We start from the raw sequence: 24,441 nt of genomic DNA on the forward strand, positions 1-24,441 counted from the left end.
GTTTGAGGAGCCGTTATCTCTTTCGCAATAAAAGCTTTAGCATCCGGTTGTATCTCTGCTTTTGAGCGAACAAAGAAATAATAGCCCAGGCACGCATATTACAAGCGCTGCTGCGGCACGGAACCAGGTGTATCGCCTCTGTTTTTTTACAGTTAACGGAGGTGATACCTTCCCTGTCTGTATCTGCAGGATGGTGGTTATTTTCCTGAATATTAACGCCTTGTCATAATCCTCGTCCACAGCGAGGGCGGGATTGCTATACGCTCTTTGCAAAAATGCATCGAGGTCTGCCCCGGATGCTTCATCATTTACAAGACGTTGCAGTTCAGTCAGTTCAACAGGGCTGATTCTGTCTGCGATAAATTTTTGTAATAGTTGTTCTAATCTATAATTGGGCATACGTCATATATCATGACGGAAAAAGAACAGAAGGTAAGACAGGTTTTTAAAAAATATTTTTTTCAGCGTCCGGATACTATAGCAATCGCCATCAGCAGCAAATGGCTGTCTGCATGTGTTTCCATAAATTTCCTTATCTGCTGCAGGGCCCTTACCACATAGGTTTTTGATGAAACAGCCGAAATGCCGAGAGAAGCGGCTATTTGTTCATGCGTGAGCCCTTTATAGCGGCTCAGGACAAACACGTCTTTTATTTTCCCCGGCAATGTATCTACAGCTTTGTTCAACAGTTCATCGAGTTCTCTGAACTCTGCCTTTTCTTGTGGGGTGCCGGTATCGGATTGAAAGTAGTTTAATAGAAAATAGGTATTTGACGGATCAAATACGTTTTTGCGAAGATGGTCTATCACGAGGTTCCGGGAAAGCACATAGAGATATGATTCGGGGTTGGCAACATCCCGTAGGCGGTGCCTGTTTTCCCACAGCTTTACGAATATATCCTGCGAGAGATCGCGTGCTAGTTCAGGCTTTTTGGTCAGGTGCAGCGTTGTGCCGTAAACCTGCGGCCAGTAACGGTTGAAAACCAGGTTGAAAGCCTGCTCATCACCTTCAGCGACCTCTTTAAACAGTACTTTATCGGGATATGGATCATCGATCTCCAAAGAAAGATATTAAAATAATTTCAGCTATAAAAATAGGGATTAAGTTTGGTTTTCGATAATTCAATCTCCGATTTGCTGGCAAGAGGGTCGGCTGTGAATTGCTATCAAGTTTGTATTCAACGCAGAAGTAGTACCAATAATATTTCAGTTGTCTTTTTGAGTTGCCGGCTGTCGTTACTTTTCCGCATTTGCAATGAAGGGTCCCACGTAAATAAACATCACATCAGTTTTGTGATACCCTTGTGCGTGCATTCAGGCGGCTATGAGCGTTCCAACAGTCGAGTTCTGATACAATCCTTTATGAATGCCTTTTATCAGTTTTTCGGGCTAAAGCGGTGGGCACTTGCTTTTATTAAATCAGAAGGTAAGCTGTAAGTACATAAATATCGGCTACCGCTCTCCAACTTTGTAAGGCTGGTCATGTAGAATCGCAAAGATGGCATTATTAATAGGGTTTAGGTCAATGTCGAAGTTATTGCACAGCAAAATGATAAGCCGGTCCTCATTAATAATATAGGTCATAAATGACCGGAAGCCATTAACGGCTCCCTGGTGGAAGGCAAAGTGAACTTCCTGTTTTAGGCCGGGAGGAGTAAACTTAGTTATTCCAATTCCATAGCCATAGCCGGCCATATAAGGCCGCATCATTTTTTCCCGGCTTTCCCTGCTGATGAGCTGATCGCTGAACAATGCTTTGTTCCATAGCCATAAGTCCCCTGTCGTTGAATACATGCCACCCGCCGAAAATATACAGGATAACAGGTCTATGTATTCGGCATTAAGATAAGTACTATCCTTATAATTATATCCCCTGGCACGATTAAAGATCAATGCATGGGTTTCCATACCTGTATGCTGCATGCCCGCAGGTTGGAGGATCTTTGTCTGTAGTACCTCTGCATAGCTTTTGCCAGCCACAGCTTCAAGGATAACACCTAATATATAGTATCCCGTATTGCAGTACTTGTAAGCCGTTCCAGGTGGCGTAAGCAGGGAGTCTGAACAAAACTGTTCGATAAATTCCCGGTGGGTATAAGCCTGTTCACCCGACCGCTCCAAAAAACCGGGCTTCTCTGTAAACTCTGGTAGTCCTGAAGTATGAGTAAGTAGGTGATGCAGGGTGATACTGTCACCCCAGGGCTTTGGGTAGTACGGTAAATAACGGCTTAACGGTGCATGAAGTTGTAGCTTACCTGATTCTACCAGTTGCAGAATCAAAACCGCGGTAAATTGCTTTGTCACAGAGGCGATGCGAAAGCGGGTCGATGGTAAATTGGGCGTAGTGTTTTCCCTGTCAGCAAGACCGTAAGACCTTTCTATTAAAGGCTTGCCTTTTTCAACCACCAGTACATTGCCGTTAAATTGATGGTGTCGGACAAAATAATGTAATAGGCTATCAATCCGTGCTTCATAGGATGTCTGGGCCGACACGTTGCCGGCTATGAATAAAGTCAGGAGAACACAGAATTTAAACATGATGGTATTATTCGGTTTGATCGGGAAACGGGCAATCAAATGTACACCTTATTAAACGACCGTAAGATAGGGCAATTGTGACTTTTAAAGTATTTGCGATGACGCGTTGCCATTAAGGGCCAATGGTCGAAACCAGCAAGCCACAACAAAGGTTGTGGCTTGCTCACGGTTAAATATTGAGTGATTAATTTTTTTTGTCAAACTTTAATCACCTTAACTGACTTTCAGTTCGATCCAGGTCTACCTGCGTAATTCGCATGTGTAGGTCGTAATCAACTGTCTCCAACTCAGTTGATTTATTACGGGATCGGAACAGGGCCGGCATCAGGCAATGCAAAGGATAACTAACTTTTTAAACATCCATTTTAAATTGTTTAATACTAAGCTCAACGAAGTGGCCGTGGGTGAGGGCTTTTTTACATGAACGATGATCTCTTCACACTTGATGATACTTACGCTTACGGTTTTAATTTACCATTGAATCGCCTGATCTTCATCAGGTATCAAAGTATTCTTAAGTCTTGCCATGGTCATGGAGCCCTCGGCTCTGAAACGGACAGGGGTGCCGGGCATGGTGCTAATATCGTCGTATTTATATTTCAGATTGACGGTGCAGTACTGCGTTACCAGGTATTTCTTCGTCGCATCCACCACTTCCCTGATCTGATAAGTGGCCGGTTCGATCAGTTCAAAGTTGATGCTGCTGTTCGGCGCATACACGTTCAACGCACCTGATTTGTTTCCATCGGCGCCGACCGTAGGCTCCAGGAATTCCATGATGACCTTATAATCACCCCTGGCTTCGGACTTCTCTTCAAATACACCCGCGTAAAAGAAAACGGATTTTTCATCTACTACCCATGCGGTCCTGGTGCTGGACACGAGCGGGTTCTTGGTGTCGGTATCCAGGTAGACGTTCATTGATGTGGAAGAGTAATTGCCCGAATAATCATTAAACGGCTTGATGTATAACAAAGCTTTGCGCCATCCTTTGCGATAGTTGGAAAGATACGAGGGATCATCCTGTATGGTTAGTGGAAGTACATACCGCTCTACCAGGTCCAGGTTGTCAAATTTGAATTTGATCGGGTAGTTTTCTGTATGCGATCCACTGGGGATAAAGCAGGTAGAGGAGGGGAGCTCAAAATACTGATCCGGCAATTGCTTAAAATACAGGTCCGTGCGATACTGGTATTTTTCCTTGTTGTAAATATTCAGGGTATCCGCATCTACAGCGATCTTAACATACAGATCCTGGTGATTAGGCTGCGATCCGCTTACAATAACGGGCAGGTTATAAATGACTTCCCCGTTCTTATTATACCTCAGGTATACTTCGGAAACGCCTTCACTGCTCAGCCTTGCTTTAAAGGAAACCATCTGGGTGTAGAGCTCTTCTTTCCACTCATCGTTGCAGGCCAGGAAGACCCAGCTCATAGCTGCTATTGCGATATATATGCGTAAACTTTTCATAATAAAACTAAGATTTAGATTAATCAAATGAAGGCCAGCCGGGCGCTTGCGTCATACGTTTATTCTTCTGTAACTCGTCCCAATCGATCGGCCAGAAATACATTTTCTTCGAGAAGGTGGTTTGCAGCAGTGGTACTCTTACCGGTGTATAGAAGTCTGCCGCCCTGCTTTTCGTCATATACACGTTATATCCGTATATCTGCTCCGCTTCGTCAACAGGAGCGTCCTTCCAGCGACGCAGATCATAATAGCGCTGGTTTTCTCCGAGTAATTCGATCTGGCGTTCGTGCTTGATGCTCTTACGCAGGCTTTCTTTGTTGCCGTAGATCGCGAGATCGTAGTTAGGAACTCCACCGCGTATCCGAACCTGGCCGATGGCTTTTCTCATTTCTTCGATGTTGCGGGAAATAGCATGGCTGCCGCCGTCCCATGAAGGGATCGTGTAGCTGCCGCCAAGTTCGTTCAGGGCTTCTGCATACATCAGCAGGATATCTGCATAACGTATGGTAATTTCTACTTTGGGGAAGATCTTACCGCCGTTGCTGGTCGCATTGTCTTTGGGGTTCACATATTTCATCATTCCTATGCCGGTGGGCAGCCAACGGTCTCCGTTGATCATGCCTTCATTCTCACCACGGTAGTAAAAGATCTGCTGATTGGTCACTGCTGCTGCGTTATTTACAGCACTGGACATCGTCCAGAGCGCGCCGCTGAAAGCCACGGAAGCATAGAAGCGCGGTTCGCGGTTGGCAAATTCTTTCCAAACATTTTCCATCAAGGGTTTGAAATTTTCTACTTCGCTTTTTTGAACAAACATGTTGTTGCCATATTTACTGCGGATCAGCTGCCGGTCAAAAGGAGTGCCGTCATTCATGGCATACGCATCACATTGCTTCAATGTAATGCCATGACAATTATAACCACCGCCGACCTGCGGCATCTGGTGCCTGGCCAGCGAAATGATACCATGATCTTCGTCTGTTTGATTCTCTCCGCGGGTAAAGATCATTTCAGGATTTTCGGCGGCATACAGGTCCCCGTTAAACAAAGCCCGGTAAGATTCGAACGGATCCACATTGGCCCAGCCTTCAGGAAAATTTCTATCGGAGTATTCCGGATGGTAGGGCGGAAAAATAGTCGCGGGGTAATCCAATGTACCTTTGAATTTTGGAGCCGCGATATATAAACGATACTGGTTCAGATCGATCACATCTTTTGCAGCCGCGGCAGCCCTGGCCCATTTTTCTTCGCTGTATTGCTGTGAAATGAGTATCCTGCCCTGATCGTCGGTAAAGTCGGCCATTTCAAGGTTGCCATTGGCCAGCGGGCTCGCCGCGAACAGCAAGGCTTTCGCGCGTGTTGCCAGGGCTGCACCGCGGGTGGGACGGGCGATGTTGCGGTTGTCCCTTTTTAAAGGAAGATCTTTAGCAGCAAGCACCATCTCGTCTGAAATGAAGTTCACCACTTCGTCATAGGAATTGCGCGGATACGACAATTTTTCATAGTCTGCGTCATAGTCCACCCCCTTATCAGGCATGATAGGTACTGGTCCGTATTTGCGCAACAGAAGCCAATACAGATAGGCACGTATAAAGCGGGCCTGCGCTTTATAATCGGCCGCTTCTTTTTGTGTAAACGAACCGCCTTCGCTCATGGCATGGATCATTACAGAAGCCTGACGGATGCCGTCATAGGCCTGGGCCCAGGAGTAGCGCAGCCAGGTATAATCATATTCTCCGAATTTGAACTGCCGGTATTGCTGACCATTGGCTCCACCGGATTCATTGAAGAACATATCGTCAGAGTAATTTGAAAGCGTATAATTTCTGTGCCCAATTTCTAAGTTATAGTTCAGTAACCGGTTGTAGCAGGTGCCCAGCCACTGCTCGGTATAATCCTTGCTTTTGAAGATCCGTTCTTCACTTTGCCGGTCATCAAAATAGTGCTCTACATCCAGGTATTTTGCGCAGGAGCCGAAGATGGCGATCACGCCTGTCAGCAATAAGCCTGTTATTATTTGTTTTTTATTCATAGCCTGTATATTAAAGGTTGATCGTTAAGCCCAGAGTATAAGTTTTTGCAAGTGGATATGCCTGACCATTCGTGCTGTTCATTTCAGGATCCCACAGTTTGAATTTAGAGAAGGTAAGCAGGTTCGTGCCCAGGAAATAGATCCGCATCGTTTTGATGCCCCATCTGGTCGTGAAGGAGGATGGGAACGTATAACCGGCATCCACTGTTTTGAGGCGCATGTAAGAGCTCTCCCGGAGCCAGTAAGTAGAATTGCGGTAGTTGTTGGCGCTTCCGGCATAGCTTAACCTTGGATAGACGGCATTCACATCTTCATTCTCTCCCAGGATCCAGCGATTGGACTCAACCACATCGGTCAGGATATTACCCCAGTCTCCCTGGCTAAATGGATATACGGTGTAGCCTTCAATAAAGAAGGATGACTTACCGGCGCCCTGAAACAATACGCTGGCGTCAAAACTTTTATAGTTTGCAGAAACGCCAAAACCATATACCAGGTTGGGATAACGGGTAGCGCCGATGGGCACCACGTCGTTGTCATCAATGGTACCATCACCGTTGATGTCCTTATACTTAATATCGCCGGGGGCAGTGCGTCCGAAGTTCTGGGTCGGACTGTTGCGGATGTCTTCATAGTCTTTAAAGAGGCCCAGCGCTACCAATCCTCTGTTCTGGTTCACCCTGAAGCCGGAACGCCTGATATAAGGATAGTTACTGAATTGCTCATCTGCTTCCAGTATCTCGTTGCGGCTGTACGTCATCGTGCTGCGTACAGTGAGGTTCACCTGGTTGATCTTCTGTGAATACTTTAATTGACCGTCAAATCCTTTGGACAAGGTAGATCCCACATTGGCGCGTGGTGCGGCTGCTGGCAGAATACCTACGCTGGGAGGCATAAAATCCCGGGTCATGTAGATGCCATCGCGTTGCTCATGGAAGTAATCAAGCGCACCGCCGAATTTGTCGCCGAAGAAGGAAAAGTCAAGACCCAGGTCATGTTTGGTAGCGATCTCCCAGGTGATCGAGTTAGAAGCGATAATGCTGTATGCGAGGCTGGGAAAAGCATTAATGCTTTCGATATCGCCCCAGTTGTAACCCCTTTCCGCGTCCGTTGAAAACGAGGCCAGGTAAGGAAAGCGGATCGGCATATAATCATTACCCACCTTTCCATAAGAATAACGGATCTTAAACATGTCCATCCATTTCAGGTTATTGAGAACAAACTTTTCTTCTGCCACGTTCCAGGCTCCTGAAAGGGCCGGGAACAAACCGAACTGGTGACCGGTAGCAAAGTTCTCGGAGCCGTTGTAGCCGAAGTTGATATCAAAGAAGTAGCGTGACTGGAAGCCATATGTAAAGCGGCCTGCCACGCGCTGATTGCGCCGCTCGATACCCTGCATGATGTCTTCGCCATAATTGCCGGTGTTCACCTTTTTCTCCTGTGTGTATTGGATGATACCGCCCAGGTTATGGCTCTTGATGTTCTTGGTGTAATGCAGTTCTCCTTGCAGTGTTTCCAGTCTGTCGCTGGTGGCGCTCGAACGTTGTGTAAGCAATTGCTCGGTGATGGTCCGCCGCAACCTCAGTTCACCGGAGGATTCGCGCTGTCTTTCAGCGATCCATCCTTCCGGCCATTTCATCCGGCGGATAAAGTTGTTGTTGTTGTTGTCGTATCCGAAGCGTCCCACAAAACGCAGACCTGGCGTGATGAATTTCAGGTTCTGCTCGAGCGTAACATTGGTCTGCACTTTATTTTCCCAGTTTTCAATATATCCTTGTTGAGTGATCAGCACCCAGGGGTTCTGGCGATCCGCACCACCTCTGGAAGCTACCTGGCCTGTGGAATATTTGATCGGGATAGAAATGGGATTCTGCCCCATCAAAGAAGCCCAGATCTCACTGTAGTTTCCTCCCGGCAGATTTTGTTTTCCAAGAGAGCCGCTCACGCCAACCCTCACCAAAGTGGTTTTGGTCAGATTCATATCCACGTTCGCGCGGTAGTTCCATCTTTTATAGTTCGCGTTGGTATTATAACTTTTAAGGTTCTCGTCCGTTTCATACATACCACCCTCATTGATATAGCTGCCGGATACAAAGTAGCGCGCCAGGGCCCCGCCACCATTGAAGTTCAGCGAAGTACGCTGCGTAAAGGCGCCGGGCTTCAAAAACATGTCCATCCAGTTGATATCCGGAAACAGGTCGGGATCCAGTTGGTTCCTGATCAGGTCGAGATCTTCGGCGCTGTAAAAAGGTTCTTCATTGCGGGTGGTGCGCGCTTCATTCATCAGGTTAGCATAGGTGTAGCCATCCACCAGTTCGGGTGTGAAGGTCCTGGTATTATACGACGCTTCATATTTACCGTTGATGGTCACCTTATCCACCTTTCCTTTCTTGGTAGTGATAAGGACCACGCCATTAGCGCCGCGGGAACCATATATGGCCGTGGTAGAGGCATCTTTCAGTATGGTAAAGGTTTCGATATCTTCAATGTTGATTTCTGTTAATGACCGTTCAAAGCCATCCACCAATACCAGCGCCGCTGTGCCTGCACCAAACGTGGAGATACCGCGTATCCAGAACTCGGAGGCGTTGCTGCCTGGTTGACCACTCGACTGCATCGCCAGTACACCCGCTACGTTCCCCGCGAGGGCGTTGGTGATACTGGAGGTGGGCGTTTTCAGCGTTGTGAGGTCCACCGTCGTGATAGCGCCCGTCACGGTGGCTTTTTTCTGGCGACCCAGCGCGGTAACGATGATCTCGTCCATTGCTTTTTGTTCAGCAGCTTTCAGTGCCACATCTATTTTGAACTCGTCTTTAATCAATACTTCTTTTTGTTCATATCCCATTGAAGAGAAGATCAGCCATTGGTATTGATTCGCTTTGATGGTGTACAATCCCTTTTCATCGGTCGTTACCCCCAGTCCTGGTTGATCTTTCACAGTAATGGAGACGCCGCTGAGAGGTTCGTTCTGTTCGTTGGTGACAGTACCGGTAACGGTTACCGGCACCTGCGTTGTATCCTGTGCATAAGCAAAGAAGTGAGCGCAGGCAATCGCTATCAATATCAATACAGTTTTTTTCATTAATTGGTATTCAGTGATTGCATGTTGGATCATGATAAGGGCATGGCATGCCCTTGTCAACGAGGCAATCGGTTAAAAAAGAGGGTGATAGTCTGTTATTGTTCTACGGTTATGGTTCGTATGCGCTTGTTGACCCGTTCGGCAATGTAGAAGGTTTTATTGGCTACATCATAATCGATACCGGTGGGTTGTGAGAAGCGGGCTTCCAGCCGGGGATCACCGTCGATATATCCGTCCTTTTTTCCATCTGGTGTAGGACTGCCTTTGCCTGCAAAGGTGGTCACCATACCGGTGGGAGCGAGGATGCGGATGCTGTGGTTATTCTGATCGCAGAAATAAAAGTCATACTCGTCCGCCTGGCCTGCGTATTCCGGATTCTTTACAAACACACCCTGGTAGGCTCTGCCGATCCGGGCTGAAGTACCGATGGCGTCTACGTCGCCGGCTACATCGCCCGCAAAGATGATGGCGGGTTGCAGCTCCTGTGTTTCCCAGTTATAGATACATTTATAGATCCGGCTATGCGCCATGATATAGGCAAAGTTGCCGCTGGGGTGAAAAAAGATAAGCGTACTGAGGTTGCCACCAATCTTAAATAATTCCTTTGGTACCAGTTCTCCGGTCACCGGATCCGGAACTGCTTTCTTGATCGGCGTTCCATTATTCGTACTGTAAAACAAGCCGCTTTGCATGGGATGCGGCGCACAACCAAAAGCGCCAACGTCGTACACAATCGGATGAACGCGCCGGTAGTTTTCGGAGCGTAGTGAGTAGGCCAGTGCCACTTTGTTTGGCGTGCTCCGGTTGCCGTTATCATTTACAAGATACAGCGTGTCTGTATCAGGACTTAAAACGGTTGTCTGCATTTTACCAAACCCGGCCTGACCGTTGGTGACGAGCGTAGACACAGTTCTTCCGGCCAGGTCCACTCTTCTCACGGCGTAGTCCAGCTCGGTTACAAACAACACATTACTTTCGGGCTCATAGGTGACCCAGGCAGGATAGGTAAATCCAGCTTGTTCAAAGGTCCCGTCGATAATACCTGAATTGCCGTTTTCATCAACGTTGCCGACCAGCGTTCCCACCGAAGTACTTTTAATATAAGTGAACGGATCGGCGAAGGTATGCTCTGCAGCCTGACCAGATTCGTCGCCAATCACTACTTTCACCTGCCCTGTGCTGGTTTGTCCGGGCACCCAGCAGTAGATCTGCTTTCCATTGGAGCCTACTACTTTCAGTTCTCTGTCGCCGATATACACATGTATTTTCGAAATATCGGTGCCGAAATTCTCACCGCTGATATAAAGACGTGTGCGTATGGCACCTTGCTTTGGTGAGAAGTCAGAAAAGGTGGTGGGTTTACCGGGGTCGTGTTCGCTGGCGATAATTTCTTTGTCCTTGCAGGAATAGAACCCACCGGCTAGAAGCAAAAAAAGAAAACATAAATAAGCGTTCGTTTTTGTTACATTCATAATGGCTTGTCTTGTGGTTATAAATAGTCGCACGCTCATGCTAAACAGCAGCTGGGGATATAGTAGTATGGAAGCAGAAATACTATCTCCTTTATCTCCGTTTATGATTCGCGCTGATAACTCGTGACGCAATCGTTATTTCCCCGAGTCGTTACTCAATGTTTGTTTATAAAAGGCAGTCTAAATTGAATTTGAAATGTTAGAAGGCTTTCCAGTTCAAAATATCTATTTCATATAGTCAATTTCTCTTTTCCAGCAATCACCCGGCAATAGGTTTACCAACAATCGTTCATCAACCCGGATTCGTTACCGGTCTACCTGGGGTAGTTAATGATACCGCGAATTTGATACATTCGTCCCAAACGAACTGGTCGTTTTTTTGACGAATCGTTCCAAACGACTGATTACCGGAGGGAATAAGAGATGAACATGGAAAAACAGTCCAGGATCCAGCAGGGGCGTGGCTTTTGAAACCGATTAACATTTTGTAAATGCAGGATGGTCCGGTCTCTGATTTGTAAAACAAGCACTAAAAAAAAGCCTATTTTTAGAAGATCAAAAACAATCAGTCCATGAAGATACTGTACATAGCCCTGCTGCTTTTTTGTAGTATAGCCAATGCCTGCGCGCAGGACAACCCACCGCTTTCCGTTGCCCTGGCAGGTTTGAGCCATGATCATGTCAACCTGATTATGGATCATTATAAAAAGAAAGAGGTCCATATTGTCGGGATCGCCGAACGTGACATGGAGCTAAGGAAAAAGTTTAAGAAATCCTTACAGCTTCCGGACAGTATATTTTATGATGACCTCAAGACATTATTGAAACATCAGCAACCAGAGGTGGTCATGGCCTTCAATGCCATCAGTGAACATGTTGATGTGGTACGCGTTTGCGCGCCGATGAAGGTTCATGTGATGGTAGAAAAGCCACTGGCTACTACCGTAGCGGACGCAGAGGAAATGGCTGCACTGGCAAAGAAGCATGGAACTATGGTGCTGACCAATTATGAAACAACCTGGTATGGTACCAACCAGGCAATCTATAAAAAGATAAAGGCCGACGAAATCGGGCGTATCGTCAAAATGGTAGCGCATGACGGACATGAGGGGCCGAAAGAAATAGGATGCAGCCGTTTTTTCCTGGATTGGCTGACCGACCCGGTAAAGAACGGGGCCGGTGCATTGAGCGACTTTGGATGTTATGGCGCCAACTTATTTACCTGGGTCATGAATAATCAGATGCCCGTTTCTGTGTATGCAGTTACCCATCAGATGAAGCCGGCGGTTTATCCAAAAGTGGATGACGACGCGACCATTGTCCTCCAATATGCCAATGCTACCGGTATTATAGAAGCTTCGTGGAACTGGCCTTTCAGTATCAAAGACTGGGAGGTTTTTGGCAGCAACGGTTATCTGCAGGCAGTTAATGGACAGGTGCTGCGTAGTAAAACCAATAAAACCGGGTATGAGCTCAGTAATGTACCTTCACCTTCGGGGCCTTACCAGAGTTACCTGGCTTACGTGACCGCATTGTTACGCCATCAAATCGCTCCAGCCGATGATCTGTCTTCATTAAAGAATAACGTGATCGTGGTGAAGATCCTTCAGGCGGCAAAGGAATCTGCGAAGACAGGAAAAAAAGTATTGTTGAAATAACTATGGCGCGTTCAGGAACCATTCAGATCGGATGATAGCTATCTTCCGGCTTGCCAGGTTGCTTACTGTAAGATATTATATTTGTCCCTCTTTCTAAATACAACTTTTGCCGAATGAAATACTGGAGTAAGCTCGTTGCCCTTTTCTTATTAATAAGCGCCCATCCAACGAGCGCACAAATGCCGGGCCCCATAACACCCCGCGCACCTTTAAAGCAGGATATGTACCTGGAACTGCCCATTGGCGCCATCAAGCCACAGGGCTGGTTAAAGGAAATGCTGATCCGTCAGAAAAACGGTGCAACGGGTCGCCTGGATGAGTTGTATCCGCTGGTGATGGGCAAACGCAACGGATGGCTGGGCGGTGACGGCGATCAGTGGGAGCGGGGCCCTTATTGGATCGACGGCTTGTTACCACTGGCTTATATCCTGAAAGATCAGGAGCTGATCGCCAAAGTAAAACCCTGGGTAGAATGGGCGATCAACAGCCAGCAGCCGGACGGATATTTCGGACCTTCCAAAGATTATGGGCCGGAACGCGGCGTGCAGCGCGACAATAGCCGTGACTGGTGGCCCAAGATGGTCATGCTCAAAGTGCTGAAGCAATATTATATGGCTACCGGTGACCAACGGGTCATCAGGCTGTTCACTAATTATTTCAAATACCAGTTAAAGGAATTACCCTCAAAGCCGCTGGATCACTGGACCTTCTGGGCCCGGTTCCGCGCCGCAGATAATTTGATGGTCGTGTATTGGCTGTACAATATTACCGGGGAACGTTTCTTACTGGATCTCGCGAATGTCCTGCATCAGCAGACTTTTGATTTCACCAATGCGTTTCTGCATTCCGATCTGCTGAGCACCAAGGGTAGTATTCATGGGGTCAACCTGGCGCAGGGAATCAAGTCGCCCGTGATCTATTACCAGCAACACGAGGATCCAAAATATGTAGATGCCTTCAACAAAGGCCTGGCGGATCTTAGAAAGTTCAATGGTACGGCAAATGGTTTATATGGTGGAGATGAAGCGCTGCATGGCAACAGCGCCATACAAGGCGCTGAACTTTGTTCCGCGGTTGAAATGATGTTTTCATTAGAAAGTGCTTTACAAATAACGGGCAACGTAGAATACGCAGACCAGTTGGAGCGCATCGCTTTCAACGCGCTGCCCAGTCAGACCACCGATGATTATATGAATCATCAATACTTTCAACAAGCCAACCAGGTAATGATCACCAGGCATAACCGGAATTTTGACGTGAACCATGGCGGCACAGATATTTGTTATGGCTTTCTGACCGGTTATCCCTGCTGCACTTCCAACATGCACCAGGGGTGGCCCAAGTTTACGCAAAACCTTTGGTATGCCACGCCGGATAAAGGGCTGGCCGCTTTGGTATATGCGGAAAGCGAAGTGACGGCGAAAGTGGGCGATGATCAGTCAGTGACGATAAAAGAAGTGACCAGTTATCCATTCGATGATCAGATCCGGTTCAATATCAACTTTGACAAGCGTGACGCTAAAGTGTTATTCCCGCTGCATTTGCGGGTGCCTAAATGGTGCCGACAGGCTACCGTCAAGGTAAACGGTGAGTATTACTACCAGGCTTCCGCCGGCGAGATCATCAAAATCAACCGCCACTGGAAGAGTGGGGATGCAGTAACATTGGAGCTTCCCATGCATATTTTTAAAAATAGCTGGGATGAAAATGCGGTGTCGGTAGAACGGGGTCCGATTGTTTACGCGCTCAGGATTAGTGAAAAGGAACAATGGGTCAAAAATGAAAAAGACCCGGAACAGTATGGCGCCAGTTACCTTGAAATAAGACCTGCAACTCCCTGGAACTACGGACTGATCGCTGTTCCGGACCGCGAGTTCGACGCGCAATTTCAGTTGGAAAAAGGCGTCGTATCCGATTTTCCCTGGACGCCAAAAGCAGCGCCGCTAAAGCTTACAACAAAAGGGCGGCGAATCCCTGAGTGGACCTTATACAATGAGATGGCAGGCCCATCACCTTACAGTGTCATGTATAGCGAAGGCGTTGCGAAACAACCGGAAGAAAAGATCACCCTGGTTCCCTACGGCTGCACCCGGTTACGCATTTCCCAATTCCCGGTTTTGGGAAGATAAAAGACTTTCAACTTCGTTGAACGGTAAAAACTGCAACCTTGATTGATTCAGGGTTGCAGCGCTATCGGTGAATGGCAGTTCTAGTACGATGATCTTAATACAGTCTTGTTAGAAAGTCCACTATCGTTTTTTATAATCAATCTTAATTTTCATTCGTATCAAATGAATATCGCGCATTAAACATTTGCCTATTGTTTATTCTCTCTTTGTCTTACTACCTATTTGACGAATGAAGGGCGGCTTTGCCATAACGACCCCTATTGCCAACCATTCACAGGAAAATCCAATCAACCACTCATTCTGAACAGCTGGAAAAAAGATGATACAAAACGTCGAAATATTGAATAAGTCAGCAAATGCTTATTTAAATAATATTGCGTTCTAGCGAAAACCAAAGGTGCTCATAAGCCCGGGGATTGTTTAATATCTATCTTAATACTTGCCATTGTTTATGAAATTGTTTACACTATTTTATGGATTCATGCTGTGCTTTCTGTTGATGCCGCCCTCAAAAGCGCATGCAGCAGTACCGGGAACCATTTTTCGGGGACAGCAGCAGGATAGCCTTGTAACCGGCACTATCACTGATGCGGAAGGAGCCCCCGTTCCTGCGGTTACGGTATCAGTAAAAGATCAGCCCTTTTCTGCATTAAGCCGTGAAGATGGTAGCTATACCATCAATGCAGGCGCAAATGATATCCTTGTTTTTAGCAGCATTGGATACGCAACGCAGGAAGTGTCTGTAAACAACAGGATCAAAATAAATATCGTGCTGGAAGGGTCTTCACAGTCGATGAATGAGGTGATCGTCGTGGCGTATGGCGAACAAAAGCGTCAAAACGTTACCAGTTCGATTTCAACCATTACTTCGGAAGAGCTTACGGTAAGTCCCGTCCCTACTGTATCCCAGGCTTTAATCGGGAAGATCGCCGGGGTCAATACCCGGGTGCCGGATGGCCGGCCGGGCGCAAGTGCCAGGTTGCAGATCAGGAATCTAGGTACACCTTTGTTTGTAATAGATGGGGTGCCTTCAGGTGAAGAACAGTTCAATAATATCAACCCGGAAGATATAGAAAGCCTTTCGGTGTTGAAGGATGGATCTGCCGCCATATACGGTTTGCAGGCCTCCAACGGCGTGGTATTGGTGACGACCAAGAATGGAAGTGTCAATAAAGAAAATAAGGTTAGCCTTAATTTTTACCACGGTTTTCAAAGCTTAACACGTTTTCCCAAGCCTGCCAGTGCAGCTGATTATGTGAGAGCCCAGGCAGAAGCGGATATCAATCAAAACGGCACGAGCGTCTGGACGCCGGAAGAAGTAGCGAAGTGGCAGGAGGGAGGTGAAGGTTACGAAGGGTTTGACTGGTCGAGCTATGTGAGAAATTATGCACCTCAGACCTACATGAATGTCAACACTACCGGGGGCTCACAGAAAACAAGTTATTACTTATCGCTTGGAAGACTGAACCAGGATGCGATATTTGACGGGTACAATTTTAACCGCACTAACCTGCAGGCTAACGTGGACACGCGTATCGGGCAACGCATCAGAATCGGCATCAAAATCAACGGTAAGATCGAGTCTGAAGACCGGTTAGGCTTACCCGGTGAAGATGATTATTTCCAGGCGCTGCTGGGGCAGTTCAGGAATCTGCCGATCGAACGGCCTTACGCCAATGACAACCCGGAGTATCCCGCGACCACCACCAATTTCGCCACCAACTACGCAGTATTTCCTTTGTCGGGATATTTTAATCAGGTCAACAGAACCTTACAAACGACTTTTGACCTGGAGTATAAAACGCCCATCAAAGGCTTAACGGCCACCGGTATGTATGCCTATTTTTATAATACGTTGTTGAGAGATATTTCTGAAAAGACTTATAACACTTACGAATATAACAGCACCGAGGGAACATACACGGTAACCGGCGGACAAAGAAATCCATTTCGCAGTAAAGACAACGGACACATCACCGATAACGTGATGCGGTTACAGTTGAACTATAGCGGCAATTTTGGAAAGCATTCCGTAAAGGCGACGGGCGGTGTTGAGACGAAAGACCGGATGGATAAACTGTTCTGGGTGCGCTCTCAGCCTGTTAGCAATTATATCGACATCATCAATCAACCTGACGAATTCAGGGATATCTCAGACCGGGCGGATGAGTCTGCCAGGGCAGGTTTCTTTTTCAGGGCCAATTACAACTTTAGCGAAAAATACCTGCTGGAAGTGGGTGCCCGCTATGACGGATCCTGGCGCTTCCCTGAGGAACATCGCTGGGGATTATTCCCTTTTGTTACCGGCGGATGGCGCATCACCGAAGAGCCCTTCATGAAGCAATCTAAAATTACCGATGTGCTTACCGATCTTAAGTTACGTGCGTCTTATGGCGAAACCGGCCGGGAGCCCGACATTGGCGCCTTTGCCTATCTGAGCGGCTATAATTTCGGTGCCGGCAATGCTTATTTGGATGGACAGCTGATTACCGGGGTAGCAGCACGGGGACTTCCGATCACGACACTCACCTGGATCAAAAGCGCGATCAGCAATATCGGTCTCGACTTCGCATTATGGAAAGGGAAGTTTGGAGGTAGCTTCGAGGTCTTTCGCCGGACACTCACCGGGATCCCTGCTTCGAGGTATGATGTGTTGATTCCGCAGGAAGTGGGCTTTGGTCTTCCGGAGGAAAACCTGAACGCCAATATAACGCAGGGTTTGGAAATGGCACTTAACTACAATGGAAAAAGCGGCTTGTTTAGCTATACCGTAGGTGGTAATGCCACGTTAGCCCGGCTGAAAAACTGGTATTCCTACAAACCCAGGTTTGCCAACTCCGTAGATCAATACAGGAATTCGATCGAAGACCGCTGGGCCAATATTCAATGGGGATTAGAATACATCGGGCAGTTCCAGTCAGTTGAAGAGATCGCCAATTATCCGGTTGATATAGACGGACAGAACAACACTACTTTGTTGCCCGGAGACTTTATCTATAAAGATCAGAATGGCGATGGCGTGATAGATGGTTTGGATGAAAGGCCCACAGGTTACGGGGAAGGAAATCTGCCTTATCTCAACTTCGGCCTGAACTTAACGGGTCGTTTCCAAGGAATTGACCTGACTGTAAATTTTGCGGGCGCCACCATGCAAAGCCGTGGAAGAGCGGCAGAAATCAAGAACCCGTTTCAAAACGATGCCAACTCGCCGGACTATCTTTTAAATGATCGCTGGCATCATGAAGATATTTTTGATCCCAGTAGTCCATGGGTGCCCGGGACCTATCCGGCTCTCAAGAAAACCAACAACGAAAGCAATTTAAGGGCATCCACATTTTGGTTCAGGAACACGTCCTATGTGCGGCTCCGCGATTTGATCCTCGGATATACATTGCCTGATAAATGGCTGAAGAGAGCCAGGATCAGCAATGCAAGGATTTATGTAAACGGGTTTAATTTATTCTCTTTTGATAACACAAAAGATATTGATATAGATCCTGAAACCCAGCTGAACACGGGTTTGCAATATCCCTCGGTACGGGTCATCAACTTTGGTGTTAATCTAACTTTTTAATAGCATAGCAATGAACCGTTCATTATAAAATTTTATACCTGATCAGTTCCATTCGACTGTTAAAAACATAAATATTTACGAATGAAAAATATACAAAAGTTCACTTTCATTGCATTGATCCTGGTAATGCTTGTTCCATTTATCGGATGCAAAAAATATCTACAACGTGAGCCGACCGACATCCTGTTAGACGAGCAGGTGTGGAACGATCCTAAGCTGGCGCTCGCCGTATTGGCCAATTTATACAATCGCATTCAGCCCACAGGTGGTCTGGAGGGCGGTCTGCTGGCTCCCACTGATACAGACGAGGCCATGTGGTCCGGCGGGTTGGGTGGTAATAATAACCGCAACACACGCGTTAATTACCCTTATACCGACAAGCAGTTCTGGCCTTATGAGTTAATGAGAGATGTAGACCTCTTCCTCGAAAAGCTGGAAGTAGCCAATGTGATGGAAGAGGAAGATAAAATGCAGCTCCTGGCTGAAGGGAGGTTTATACGAGCCTATATCTACTTTCTGGCAGTGCGCAGCATGGGCGGTGTGCCACTGATCTTAAAGACCTATCAGTACACAGGCCCTGAAAGTGTGGAAGATATGAAAGAACCCAGGGCAACGGAAAGCGGGATTTATGATTTTATAGCGAGCGAGTTAGATGCGATAAAAGACCAGATGCCTCAGACGGAAAGCAGTAAGACCCGCGCCAATAAATGGACGGCGCTCGCGCTGAAGGCACAGGCGATGCTTTATGCAGGATCTATCGCCAAATATAATAACCTGCTTACAGAGCCCATCCAAACGGCAGGTGGCGAAGTAGGTATTCCGGCCAGCAAGGCCAATGAATACTATGAGCAAGCACTGGCAGCCGCAAAGGAGATCATCAACAACGGTCCTTATTCGCTCTACAATGCTAACGCAGACAAGGCCCAAAACTTCTATGACCTGTTCACCAAGAAAACAGGCAATCCTGAAGTGATATGGGCGATGGATTATACGCTGGATGGTAAATACCACAGCTTTACCGTTGAAAATATCCCGCGCTCTTTAAGAGAAAATGCAACAGGCAGCACCGGGCTGGTGCCGACTTTAAACCTGGTAGAAGCTTTTGAACGTGTTGACGGCAGCTCGGGTGTGTTGAGAACCAATGTGAGCAATGGCGGCGATTACATCTACTATGATAAGCCCGAAGATATTTTTGCCGGGAAAGATCCGCGCATGTTCGGAACCGTGATCACGCCTAATTCAACATTTCGTGGTGAGAAAATCGAGATCCAGGCGGGCGTGATGGAATGGAATCCTTCGACCAACCGGTATGTGGAAAGAACTTCTTCTGCGCTCAACAGCACTTTTACAGACGGAGGCTTACTAGTAGCGGCCAACGGCCCTCAGCCCAACGCAGCGAACGTTACAAATACCGGCTTCTTCTTACGGAAGTATGTTGATTCCAGGATCGGTTCGGGGCAGGCCGGACAGGGCAGTGATGTGTGGTGGATCCGCTACAGGCTCGGTGGTATCTTGTTGATGGCCACTGAGGCTGCGTATGAGTTAAACCAGGAGGCGGAAGCGCTGACCTATATCAACCAGGTGCGCGAGCGGGCGGGCTTTGGGCCGAACAGCCTTGATGCCTTAGATATGAACATCATCAGGCGTGAATTCCAGGTGGAGCTGGCTTTCGAAGAGCAACGCTACTGGGATCTGAAACGTTGGAGATTGTCGCATGTATTGTTCAACGGAAGCAGGCAAACAGAAAGCACGCTGGCTTACGCCTTATGGCCCTACCGCGTGGTAAGGCCCGATGATCCGACCAAACACAACAAATATGTTTTTGTGAAGCGCGTAGCACCACGGTTTACACAGCCGCGTAATTTCAGGATGGGAAATTATTATTCCCAGATTCCTCCGGGCGCCATTAACGCCAATCCGTTGTTAGTTAAGAATCCATTCCATTAATGATGAAATGAGCATAAAAGATAACAAGCTACATGATAAGCGATAGGCATTTCTAACTGGATCCCATTGTACTAATCAATTCAATAAAAAATAAACAGATGAAACCGCTTTTAAATATTTGTTTGCTGCTGATGGTGGTATTGTGCAGTTGTGAAAAAGATAATTATGACCCGCCGACATCACAACTTTCCGGTCGTATCACTTTTAACGGAGAACCGCTTTTTATCAGGCAGGGCATCAGCGTGATTCAATTGTACCAGCCCGGATATGAATTGCGCAATCCTATTAACGTCAACGTCAAGCAGGACGGCACTTTCGCATCACTCTTGTTTGATGGAGATTACCAGTTGATCAGGGTGTCCGGTAACGGTCCCTGGGAAAATAATACGGATACCATACCGGTAAAAGTGAATGGCGCCACCACTATCGACGTACCGGTTACGCCTTATTTTACTTTGAGTGATGTTCAGTTTTCGGTTGTGAATGATTCTGTAAGAGCCAGTTTCAAAATCAATAAGCAATCCGCCAGCAGGCAACTGGAGCGGGTTTACCTGGTGGTGGGCAAGACACAACTGGTAGATAATCTCATCAATGTTAATCCATCCAACCAGCAAAACCCTGATCCCAACGGATCAATGGCGGGAGCCAATCTTGATTTGACAAAAGTTTACACATTAAGCCACACACTGAATGCTGTAACGTTTACACCTCAACCGCATTTGTTTGCCCGGATTGCTGTGAAGACAGTGGGCTTTACGGAAATGAATTTTTCCGATGTGTTCCAGATCCGATAAGCTCTTTCAAATGAGGTAGGTCAAATAGTAGATCTTGATTCGAGCGGTTAAAATTTATGAAAGCGATGATGAAAAAGAATTACCTGTTAATCCTGAGCGTGCTGTCGATACTTTCCGTCGAGGCAGGCGCACAAGACCGGCGGCCTAATATCATATTGATCATGGCAGATGATATAGGGTTTTCCGATATCGGATGTTATGGCGGTGAAGTGCAAACGCCGCATCTTGATAAGCTGGCCGAGAATGGATTGCGCTTCAAACAGTTTTATAACAGTGCCAGATGTTGTCCCAGCCGTGCCGCGCTGATGACCGGGTTGTATCCGCACCAGGCAGGCATCGGTCATATGACCAATGATCCCGAGGATCGCGCGGCGTTCAATTATGGTGTACCTGCTTACCAGGGAGATATCAACAACGATTGTGTCACCATTGCAGAAGTGATGAAGTCCGCCGGATACAACACTTTTATGTCAGGTAAGTGGCACCTGGGTTATCACGACCGCGCCAGGTGGCCGCTGCAGCGAGGGTTTGATAAATATTACGGCATATTGGCCGGTGCTACCAATTATTTCCATCCGACAGGAGACAGGGGATTGACGCTGATGAATGACCCTGTTGAGCCCGAGGGAAGTGATTTTTATATCACAGACGCTTTCACCAATTACGCAATGAAGTTTATCCGGGAAAATCAGTCAGCTCCAAAAAGAACACCCTTCTTCCTGTACCTCGCCTATACAAGTCCCCACTGGCCTTTGAATGCCTTGAAAGCCGACGTAGACAAGTATCGGAATCGATACAAAGAAGGTTGGGATGCGTTGAGGAAAGCTCGTTTTGAAAAGATGAAACAACTAGGTATTATTGATGAAGCGTTGGAATTGAGCAGCGCTGATGGTGCTGACTGGGACCAGTTGTCAGACGAGAAGAAAGACGAGATGGAATACCGGATGGCGCTGTATGCGGCACAGATCGACCGGATGGATCAGAATATCGGCAAGCTGATAGCGACCCTTGAAGCGAAAGGCGAGCTGGACAATACGTTGATCCTTTTCGTAGCAGACAACGGGGCCTGTGCCGAAGGTGGGCAGCTGGGCGGCGGCAAGAAAGAGTTGTTAGGAACCCGGGAAGGATATTTCTTAAGCTATGGCCAGTCATGGGCCAATGTGTCGAACACGCCCTTCCGCAAGTATAAACATTGGGTACACGAGGGCGGTATCAGCAGCCCGCTCATCATTCATTGGCCTTCTAAAATGGCCTCGAATGTTAAGGGACGGCTGACGAACCAATACGGTTTTTTCCAGGACATCATGGCTACCTGTGTGGAAGCCGCGGCCGCTAAATATCCCGAAACATTCAAAGGGCATCGCATCACGCCGTTACAAGGGAATAGCTTGTTGTCGTTGGTAGCGGGAAAAGATCAGGCAGTTCATCAAAAGCCTATCTTCTGGGAACATGAGGGCAACGCAGCCGTGAGAATGGGCAACATGAAACTGGTGAAAGAATATCATCCTAAAAACGGCAGTCAGTGGGAACTATACGATATCAGCAAGGACCGGTCTGAATTGCATGATCTTGCTGCAAGCCAACCCGGACTGGTAAAAGAACTTGCCCGGCAGTACGACACCTGGGCCAAATCAGTAGGCGTCTTGCCTTATGATGAAGTTTTAAGGATCAGGAAAAATAAAGCTCGCCGCGAATAAATAAGTGGGATTATCGTCATTTGTGCTTACCCGCATTAAAATAGTTAGGTTTCAAACCTTAACGGTTATTCTGTTTACAGTATCCTTTCCTGTTTCAATAAAGATGCCTTTGTGCCATTAACAACCCGAATCTATTCAAAAAATCAACAGATCTATATGTTAAGAAATTATGTCAGCGCCGCGCTGATCGTGCTATGCAGCACATCGGCAATGGCACAGCAATGGCGTATGCAGCCGGTGTCCTTGTCTACGGAATGGGCGCAAAAAGTAACCCCTCAGAATGTGTGGCAGGAATATCCCCGACCGCAGTTAAAACGGCAGGCCTGGATGAATCTCAACGGGCTTTGGGATTATAGTATTCTTCCCAAAAATAAACCGGCCCCTTCCCGGTATGATGGAAAGATACTGGTTCCGTTCTGCGTGGAGTCTGCGCTGTCAGGTGTTAAAAAGTCTTTTTCACCTGACGATCGGCTTTATTATAAAAGGACTTTCACACTCCCTTCCGCGTGGAATACGAAAGACGTGATCCTGAATTTTGATGCGGTAGACTGGTCGGCTGCTGTTTGGGTCAACGGGGCTTTGGTAGGCGCTCATAAAGGCGCTTACGACCGGTTCTCTTTCAATATCACGCCTTATCTCAAAGCTTCGGGGACGCAGGAGATCGTGGTAGCGGTGGATGACCCTTCCAGTGAGGGCACGCAGGGGCGGGGGAAACAACAGCTTTCGCAGCACGGGATATGGTACACGCCGGTGAGCGGCATCTGGCAGACCGTGTGGCTGGAAGCAGTCTCGGCGGACGCCTGGCTGAGTGAGATCAGGGTGGTTACTGATATTGATAAAGGAACAGTGAAAGTTGTTCCTATGTCTAATCGTCCGTTAAGACCAGGTTACACGGTGGTTATCGATGTGATGGCCGACGGTAAGAAGTTGCAAAGCACCAACATTGCTCCCAATCGCGAGGTGGAGATCCCGATGCAAAACGCCCGGTTATGGTCACCCGATCATCCCTTTTTATACGACCTGCGGGTAACCTTGCTCAACAAAGACGGGAAGGAGCTGGACCAGATCAGCAGCTACTTCGGCATGCGGAAAATAAGTGTAGCTAGCAGGGACGGGCTGCAGTATATTCATTTAAACAATAAGCCGATCTTCCAGTATGGAACGCTTGACCAGGGCTGGTGGCCGGACGGGCTTCATACACCGCCTTCGGAAGAAGCAATGGTTTTTGATATTATAAAAACAAAGGAAATGGGCTTCAATATGATCCGCAAACATATCAAGGTGGAGCCGGATCTCTGGTATTATCATTGCGATAAGCTGGGTATGCTGGTGTGGCAGGATATGCCATCGGGAATGGTGGTTGAGAAAGGAGAGAAGGATAAGCCGCTTCATTTGCAGCATGTAGGCAAGAACGGTCCCGATCTGTATCGCGATGCTGAAAGTGCCGCGCAGTTTGAGTGGGAGCTAAGAAGGATGATCGACCAGCATTACAGCATGCCCAGCATTGTCACCTGGGTGCCATTAAACGAAGGCTGGGGGCAGTACGCCACCATCAGGCTTTCCAACACGGTGAAGATGCTGGATTCTACGCGCCTGGTCAATGCTGTAAGCGGATGGGCGCTGCGGCCTGTAGGTGATATGACGGATATTCACACCTATCAAACGACGGTGGAAGTGCCGCCTGCACCGCGCGACAGAGCCAGCGTTATCGGTGAGTTCGGAGGCATTGGTTACCCTGTGCCATCCCATTTATGGAATCCATCGATGCGGAACTGGGGGTATCAAACTTATCATTCAGCTGAAGAATTGTTGAAAAGCTATAAGCATAAATTGGATCAGATCGTCGATATGAAGAGAAACAAAGGCCTTTCTGCAGCCGTGTATACGCAAACCACGGATGTGGAAGGAGAGGTAAACGGCCTGATGACCTATGATCGTAAAGTGATCAAGATCCCGGTGAAACAGTTAAAGGAAATGCACGCTAAAGTATATAAATAACGCGAACGGCTCCGTCTGGCGTGTCTTTGGCAGCTTTGTAAAATTATT

Annotated in this window: 14 protein-coding genes; 7 read left to right on the forward strand and 7 right to left on the reverse strand. The window is 47.4% G+C overall.

What is annotated here, in order from left to right; translation table 11 throughout:
* Nucleotides 1-36 precede the first annotated feature (36 nt).
* The 7 genes from ACU37H_RS18110 to ACU37H_RS18140 all read right to left on the reverse strand — a co-directional run bounded on the left by ACU37H_RS18110 (nucleotide 37) and on the right by ACU37H_RS18140 (nucleotide 10,596).
* Nucleotides 37-399 (reverse strand): hypothetical protein, encoded by a 363-nt coding sequence (locus tag ACU37H_RS18110; protein ID WP_472704443.1) that lies wholly within the window; start codon nucleotides 397-399, stop codon nucleotides 37-39.
* Nucleotides 400-461: 62 nt separating this feature from the next.
* Nucleotides 462-1,061, reverse strand: a complete 600-nt coding sequence (locus tag ACU37H_RS18115) for an RNA polymerase sigma factor (protein ID WP_472704441.1) — start codon at nucleotides 1,059-1,061, stop codon at nucleotides 462-464.
* 390 nt (nucleotides 1,062-1,451) lie between these two features.
* Entirely contained in the window at nucleotides 1,452-2,537 is a 1,086-nt protein-coding gene (locus tag ACU37H_RS18120; RefSeq protein WP_472704439.1) for a serine hydrolase domain-containing protein, read from the reverse strand.
* Nucleotides 2,538-3,008: 471 nt separating this feature from the next.
* Nucleotides 3,009-4,010, reverse strand: a complete 1,002-nt coding sequence (locus ACU37H_RS18125) for a DUF4973 domain-containing protein (RefSeq protein WP_472704437.1) — start codon at nucleotides 4,008-4,010, stop codon at nucleotides 3,009-3,011.
* A gap of 19 nt (nucleotides 4,011-4,029) precedes the next feature.
* Complete coding sequence (locus ACU37H_RS18130) at nucleotides 4,030-6,042, reverse strand: RagB/SusD family nutrient uptake outer membrane protein (RefSeq protein ID WP_472704435.1); 2,013 nt, start codon at nucleotides 6,040-6,042, stop codon at nucleotides 4,030-4,032.
* Between the two features lie 10 nt (nucleotides 6,043-6,052).
* Nucleotides 6,053-9,124, reverse strand: coding sequence for a SusC/RagA family TonB-linked outer membrane protein (locus ACU37H_RS18135; RefSeq protein WP_472704433.1), 3,072 nt, complete (start codon nucleotides 9,122-9,124; stop codon nucleotides 6,053-6,055).
* A 95-nt stretch (nucleotides 9,125-9,219) separates the two neighbouring features.
* Nucleotides 9,220-10,596 carry an IPT/TIG domain-containing protein gene (locus ACU37H_RS18140; RefSeq protein WP_472704431.1) on the reverse strand — a complete coding sequence of 459 codons (1,377 nt, stop codon included), beginning with the start codon at nucleotides 10,594-10,596 and terminating at the stop codon, nucleotides 9,220-9,222.
* A gap of 572 nt (nucleotides 10,597-11,168) precedes the next feature.
* On the opposite strand from ACU37H_RS18140, the gene ACU37H_RS18145 reads away from it, so the two are divergent.
* From ACU37H_RS18145 to ACU37H_RS18175, 7 genes are all read left to right on the forward strand, one after another.
* On the forward strand, nucleotides 11,169-12,254 hold the full coding sequence (locus ACU37H_RS18145; RefSeq protein ID WP_472704429.1) for a Gfo/Idh/MocA family protein: 1,086 nt from the start codon (nucleotides 11,169-11,171) through the stop codon (nucleotides 12,252-12,254).
* Nucleotides 12,255-12,367: 113 nt separating this feature from the next.
* Complete coding sequence (locus ACU37H_RS18150) at nucleotides 12,368-14,383, forward strand: beta-L-arabinofuranosidase domain-containing protein (RefSeq protein WP_472704427.1); 2,016 nt, start codon at nucleotides 12,368-12,370, stop codon at nucleotides 14,381-14,383.
* A gap of 451 nt (nucleotides 14,384-14,834) precedes the next feature.
* Nucleotides 14,835-17,957, forward strand: a complete 3,123-nt coding sequence (locus tag ACU37H_RS18155) for a SusC/RagA family TonB-linked outer membrane protein (protein ID WP_472704425.1) — start codon at nucleotides 14,835-14,837, stop codon at nucleotides 17,955-17,957.
* Between the two features lie 81 nt (nucleotides 17,958-18,038).
* Entirely contained in the window at nucleotides 18,039-19,904 is a 1,866-nt protein-coding gene (locus ACU37H_RS18160) for a RagB/SusD family nutrient uptake outer membrane protein (RefSeq protein ID WP_472704423.1), read from the forward strand.
* A gap of 98 nt (nucleotides 19,905-20,002) precedes the next feature.
* Complete coding sequence (locus ACU37H_RS18165; RefSeq protein ID WP_472704421.1) at nucleotides 20,003-20,698, forward strand: DUF3823 domain-containing protein; 696 nt, start codon at nucleotides 20,003-20,005, stop codon at nucleotides 20,696-20,698.
* A gap of 65 nt (nucleotides 20,699-20,763) precedes the next feature.
* Nucleotides 20,764-22,395 carry an arylsulfatase gene (locus ACU37H_RS18170; RefSeq protein ID WP_472704419.1) on the forward strand — a complete coding sequence of 544 codons (1,632 nt, stop codon included), beginning with the start codon at nucleotides 20,764-20,766 and terminating at the stop codon, nucleotides 22,393-22,395.
* A gap of 156 nt (nucleotides 22,396-22,551) precedes the next feature.
* Nucleotides 22,552-24,393 (forward strand): glycoside hydrolase family 2 protein, encoded by a 1,842-nt coding sequence (locus ACU37H_RS18175; RefSeq protein WP_472704417.1) that lies wholly within the window; start codon nucleotides 22,552-22,554, stop codon nucleotides 24,391-24,393.
* The last annotated feature ends 48 nt before the right edge of the window (nucleotides 24,394-24,441 follow it).

It is taken from the genome of Niabella sp. ZPM-14 (genome assembly GCF_055693045.2).

What these genes read in the sequence shown, in the direction of transcription:
- ACU37H_RS18110 (WP_472704443.1), bottom strand. Translation starts at nt 399, where the DNA reads ATGCCCAATTATAGATTAGAACAACTATTACAAAAATTTATCGCAGAC.
- ACU37H_RS18120 (WP_472704439.1), bottom strand. Translation starts at nt 2,537, where the DNA reads ATGTTTAAATTCTGTGTTCTCCTGACTTTATTCATAGCCGGCAACGTG.
- ACU37H_RS18125 (WP_472704437.1), bottom strand. Translation starts at nt 4,010, where the DNA reads ATGAAAAGTTTACGCATATATATCGCAATAGCAGCTATGAGCTGGGTC.
- ACU37H_RS18130 (WP_472704435.1), bottom strand. Translation starts at nt 6,042, where the DNA reads ATGAATAAAAAACAAATAATAACAGGCTTATTGCTGACAGGCGTGATC.
- ACU37H_RS18135 (WP_472704433.1), bottom strand. Translation starts at nt 9,124, where the DNA reads ATGAAAAAAACTGTATTGATATTGATAGCGATTGCCTGCGCTCACTTC.
- ACU37H_RS18140 (WP_472704431.1), bottom strand. Translation starts at nt 10,596, where the DNA reads ATGAATGTAACAAAAACGAACGCTTATTTATGTTTTCTTTTTTTGCTT.
- ACU37H_RS18145 (WP_472704429.1), top strand. Translation starts at nt 11,169, where the DNA reads ATGAAGATACTGTACATAGCCCTGCTGCTTTTTTGTAGTATAGCCAAT.
- ACU37H_RS18150 (WP_472704427.1), top strand. Translation starts at nt 12,368, where the DNA reads ATGAAATACTGGAGTAAGCTCGTTGCCCTTTTCTTATTAATAAGCGCC.
- ACU37H_RS18155 (WP_472704425.1), top strand. Translation starts at nt 14,835, where the DNA reads ATGAAATTGTTTACACTATTTTATGGATTCATGCTGTGCTTTCTGTTG.
- ACU37H_RS18160 (WP_472704423.1), top strand. Translation starts at nt 18,039, where the DNA reads ATGAAAAATATACAAAAGTTCACTTTCATTGCATTGATCCTGGTAATG.
- ACU37H_RS18165 (WP_472704421.1), top strand. Translation starts at nt 20,003, where the DNA reads ATGAAACCGCTTTTAAATATTTGTTTGCTGCTGATGGTGGTATTGTGC.
- ACU37H_RS18170 (WP_472704419.1), top strand. Translation starts at nt 20,764, where the DNA reads ATGATGAAAAAGAATTACCTGTTAATCCTGAGCGTGCTGTCGATACTT.
- ACU37H_RS18175 (WP_472704417.1), top strand. Translation starts at nt 22,552, where the DNA reads ATGTTAAGAAATTATGTCAGCGCCGCGCTGATCGTGCTATGCAGCACA.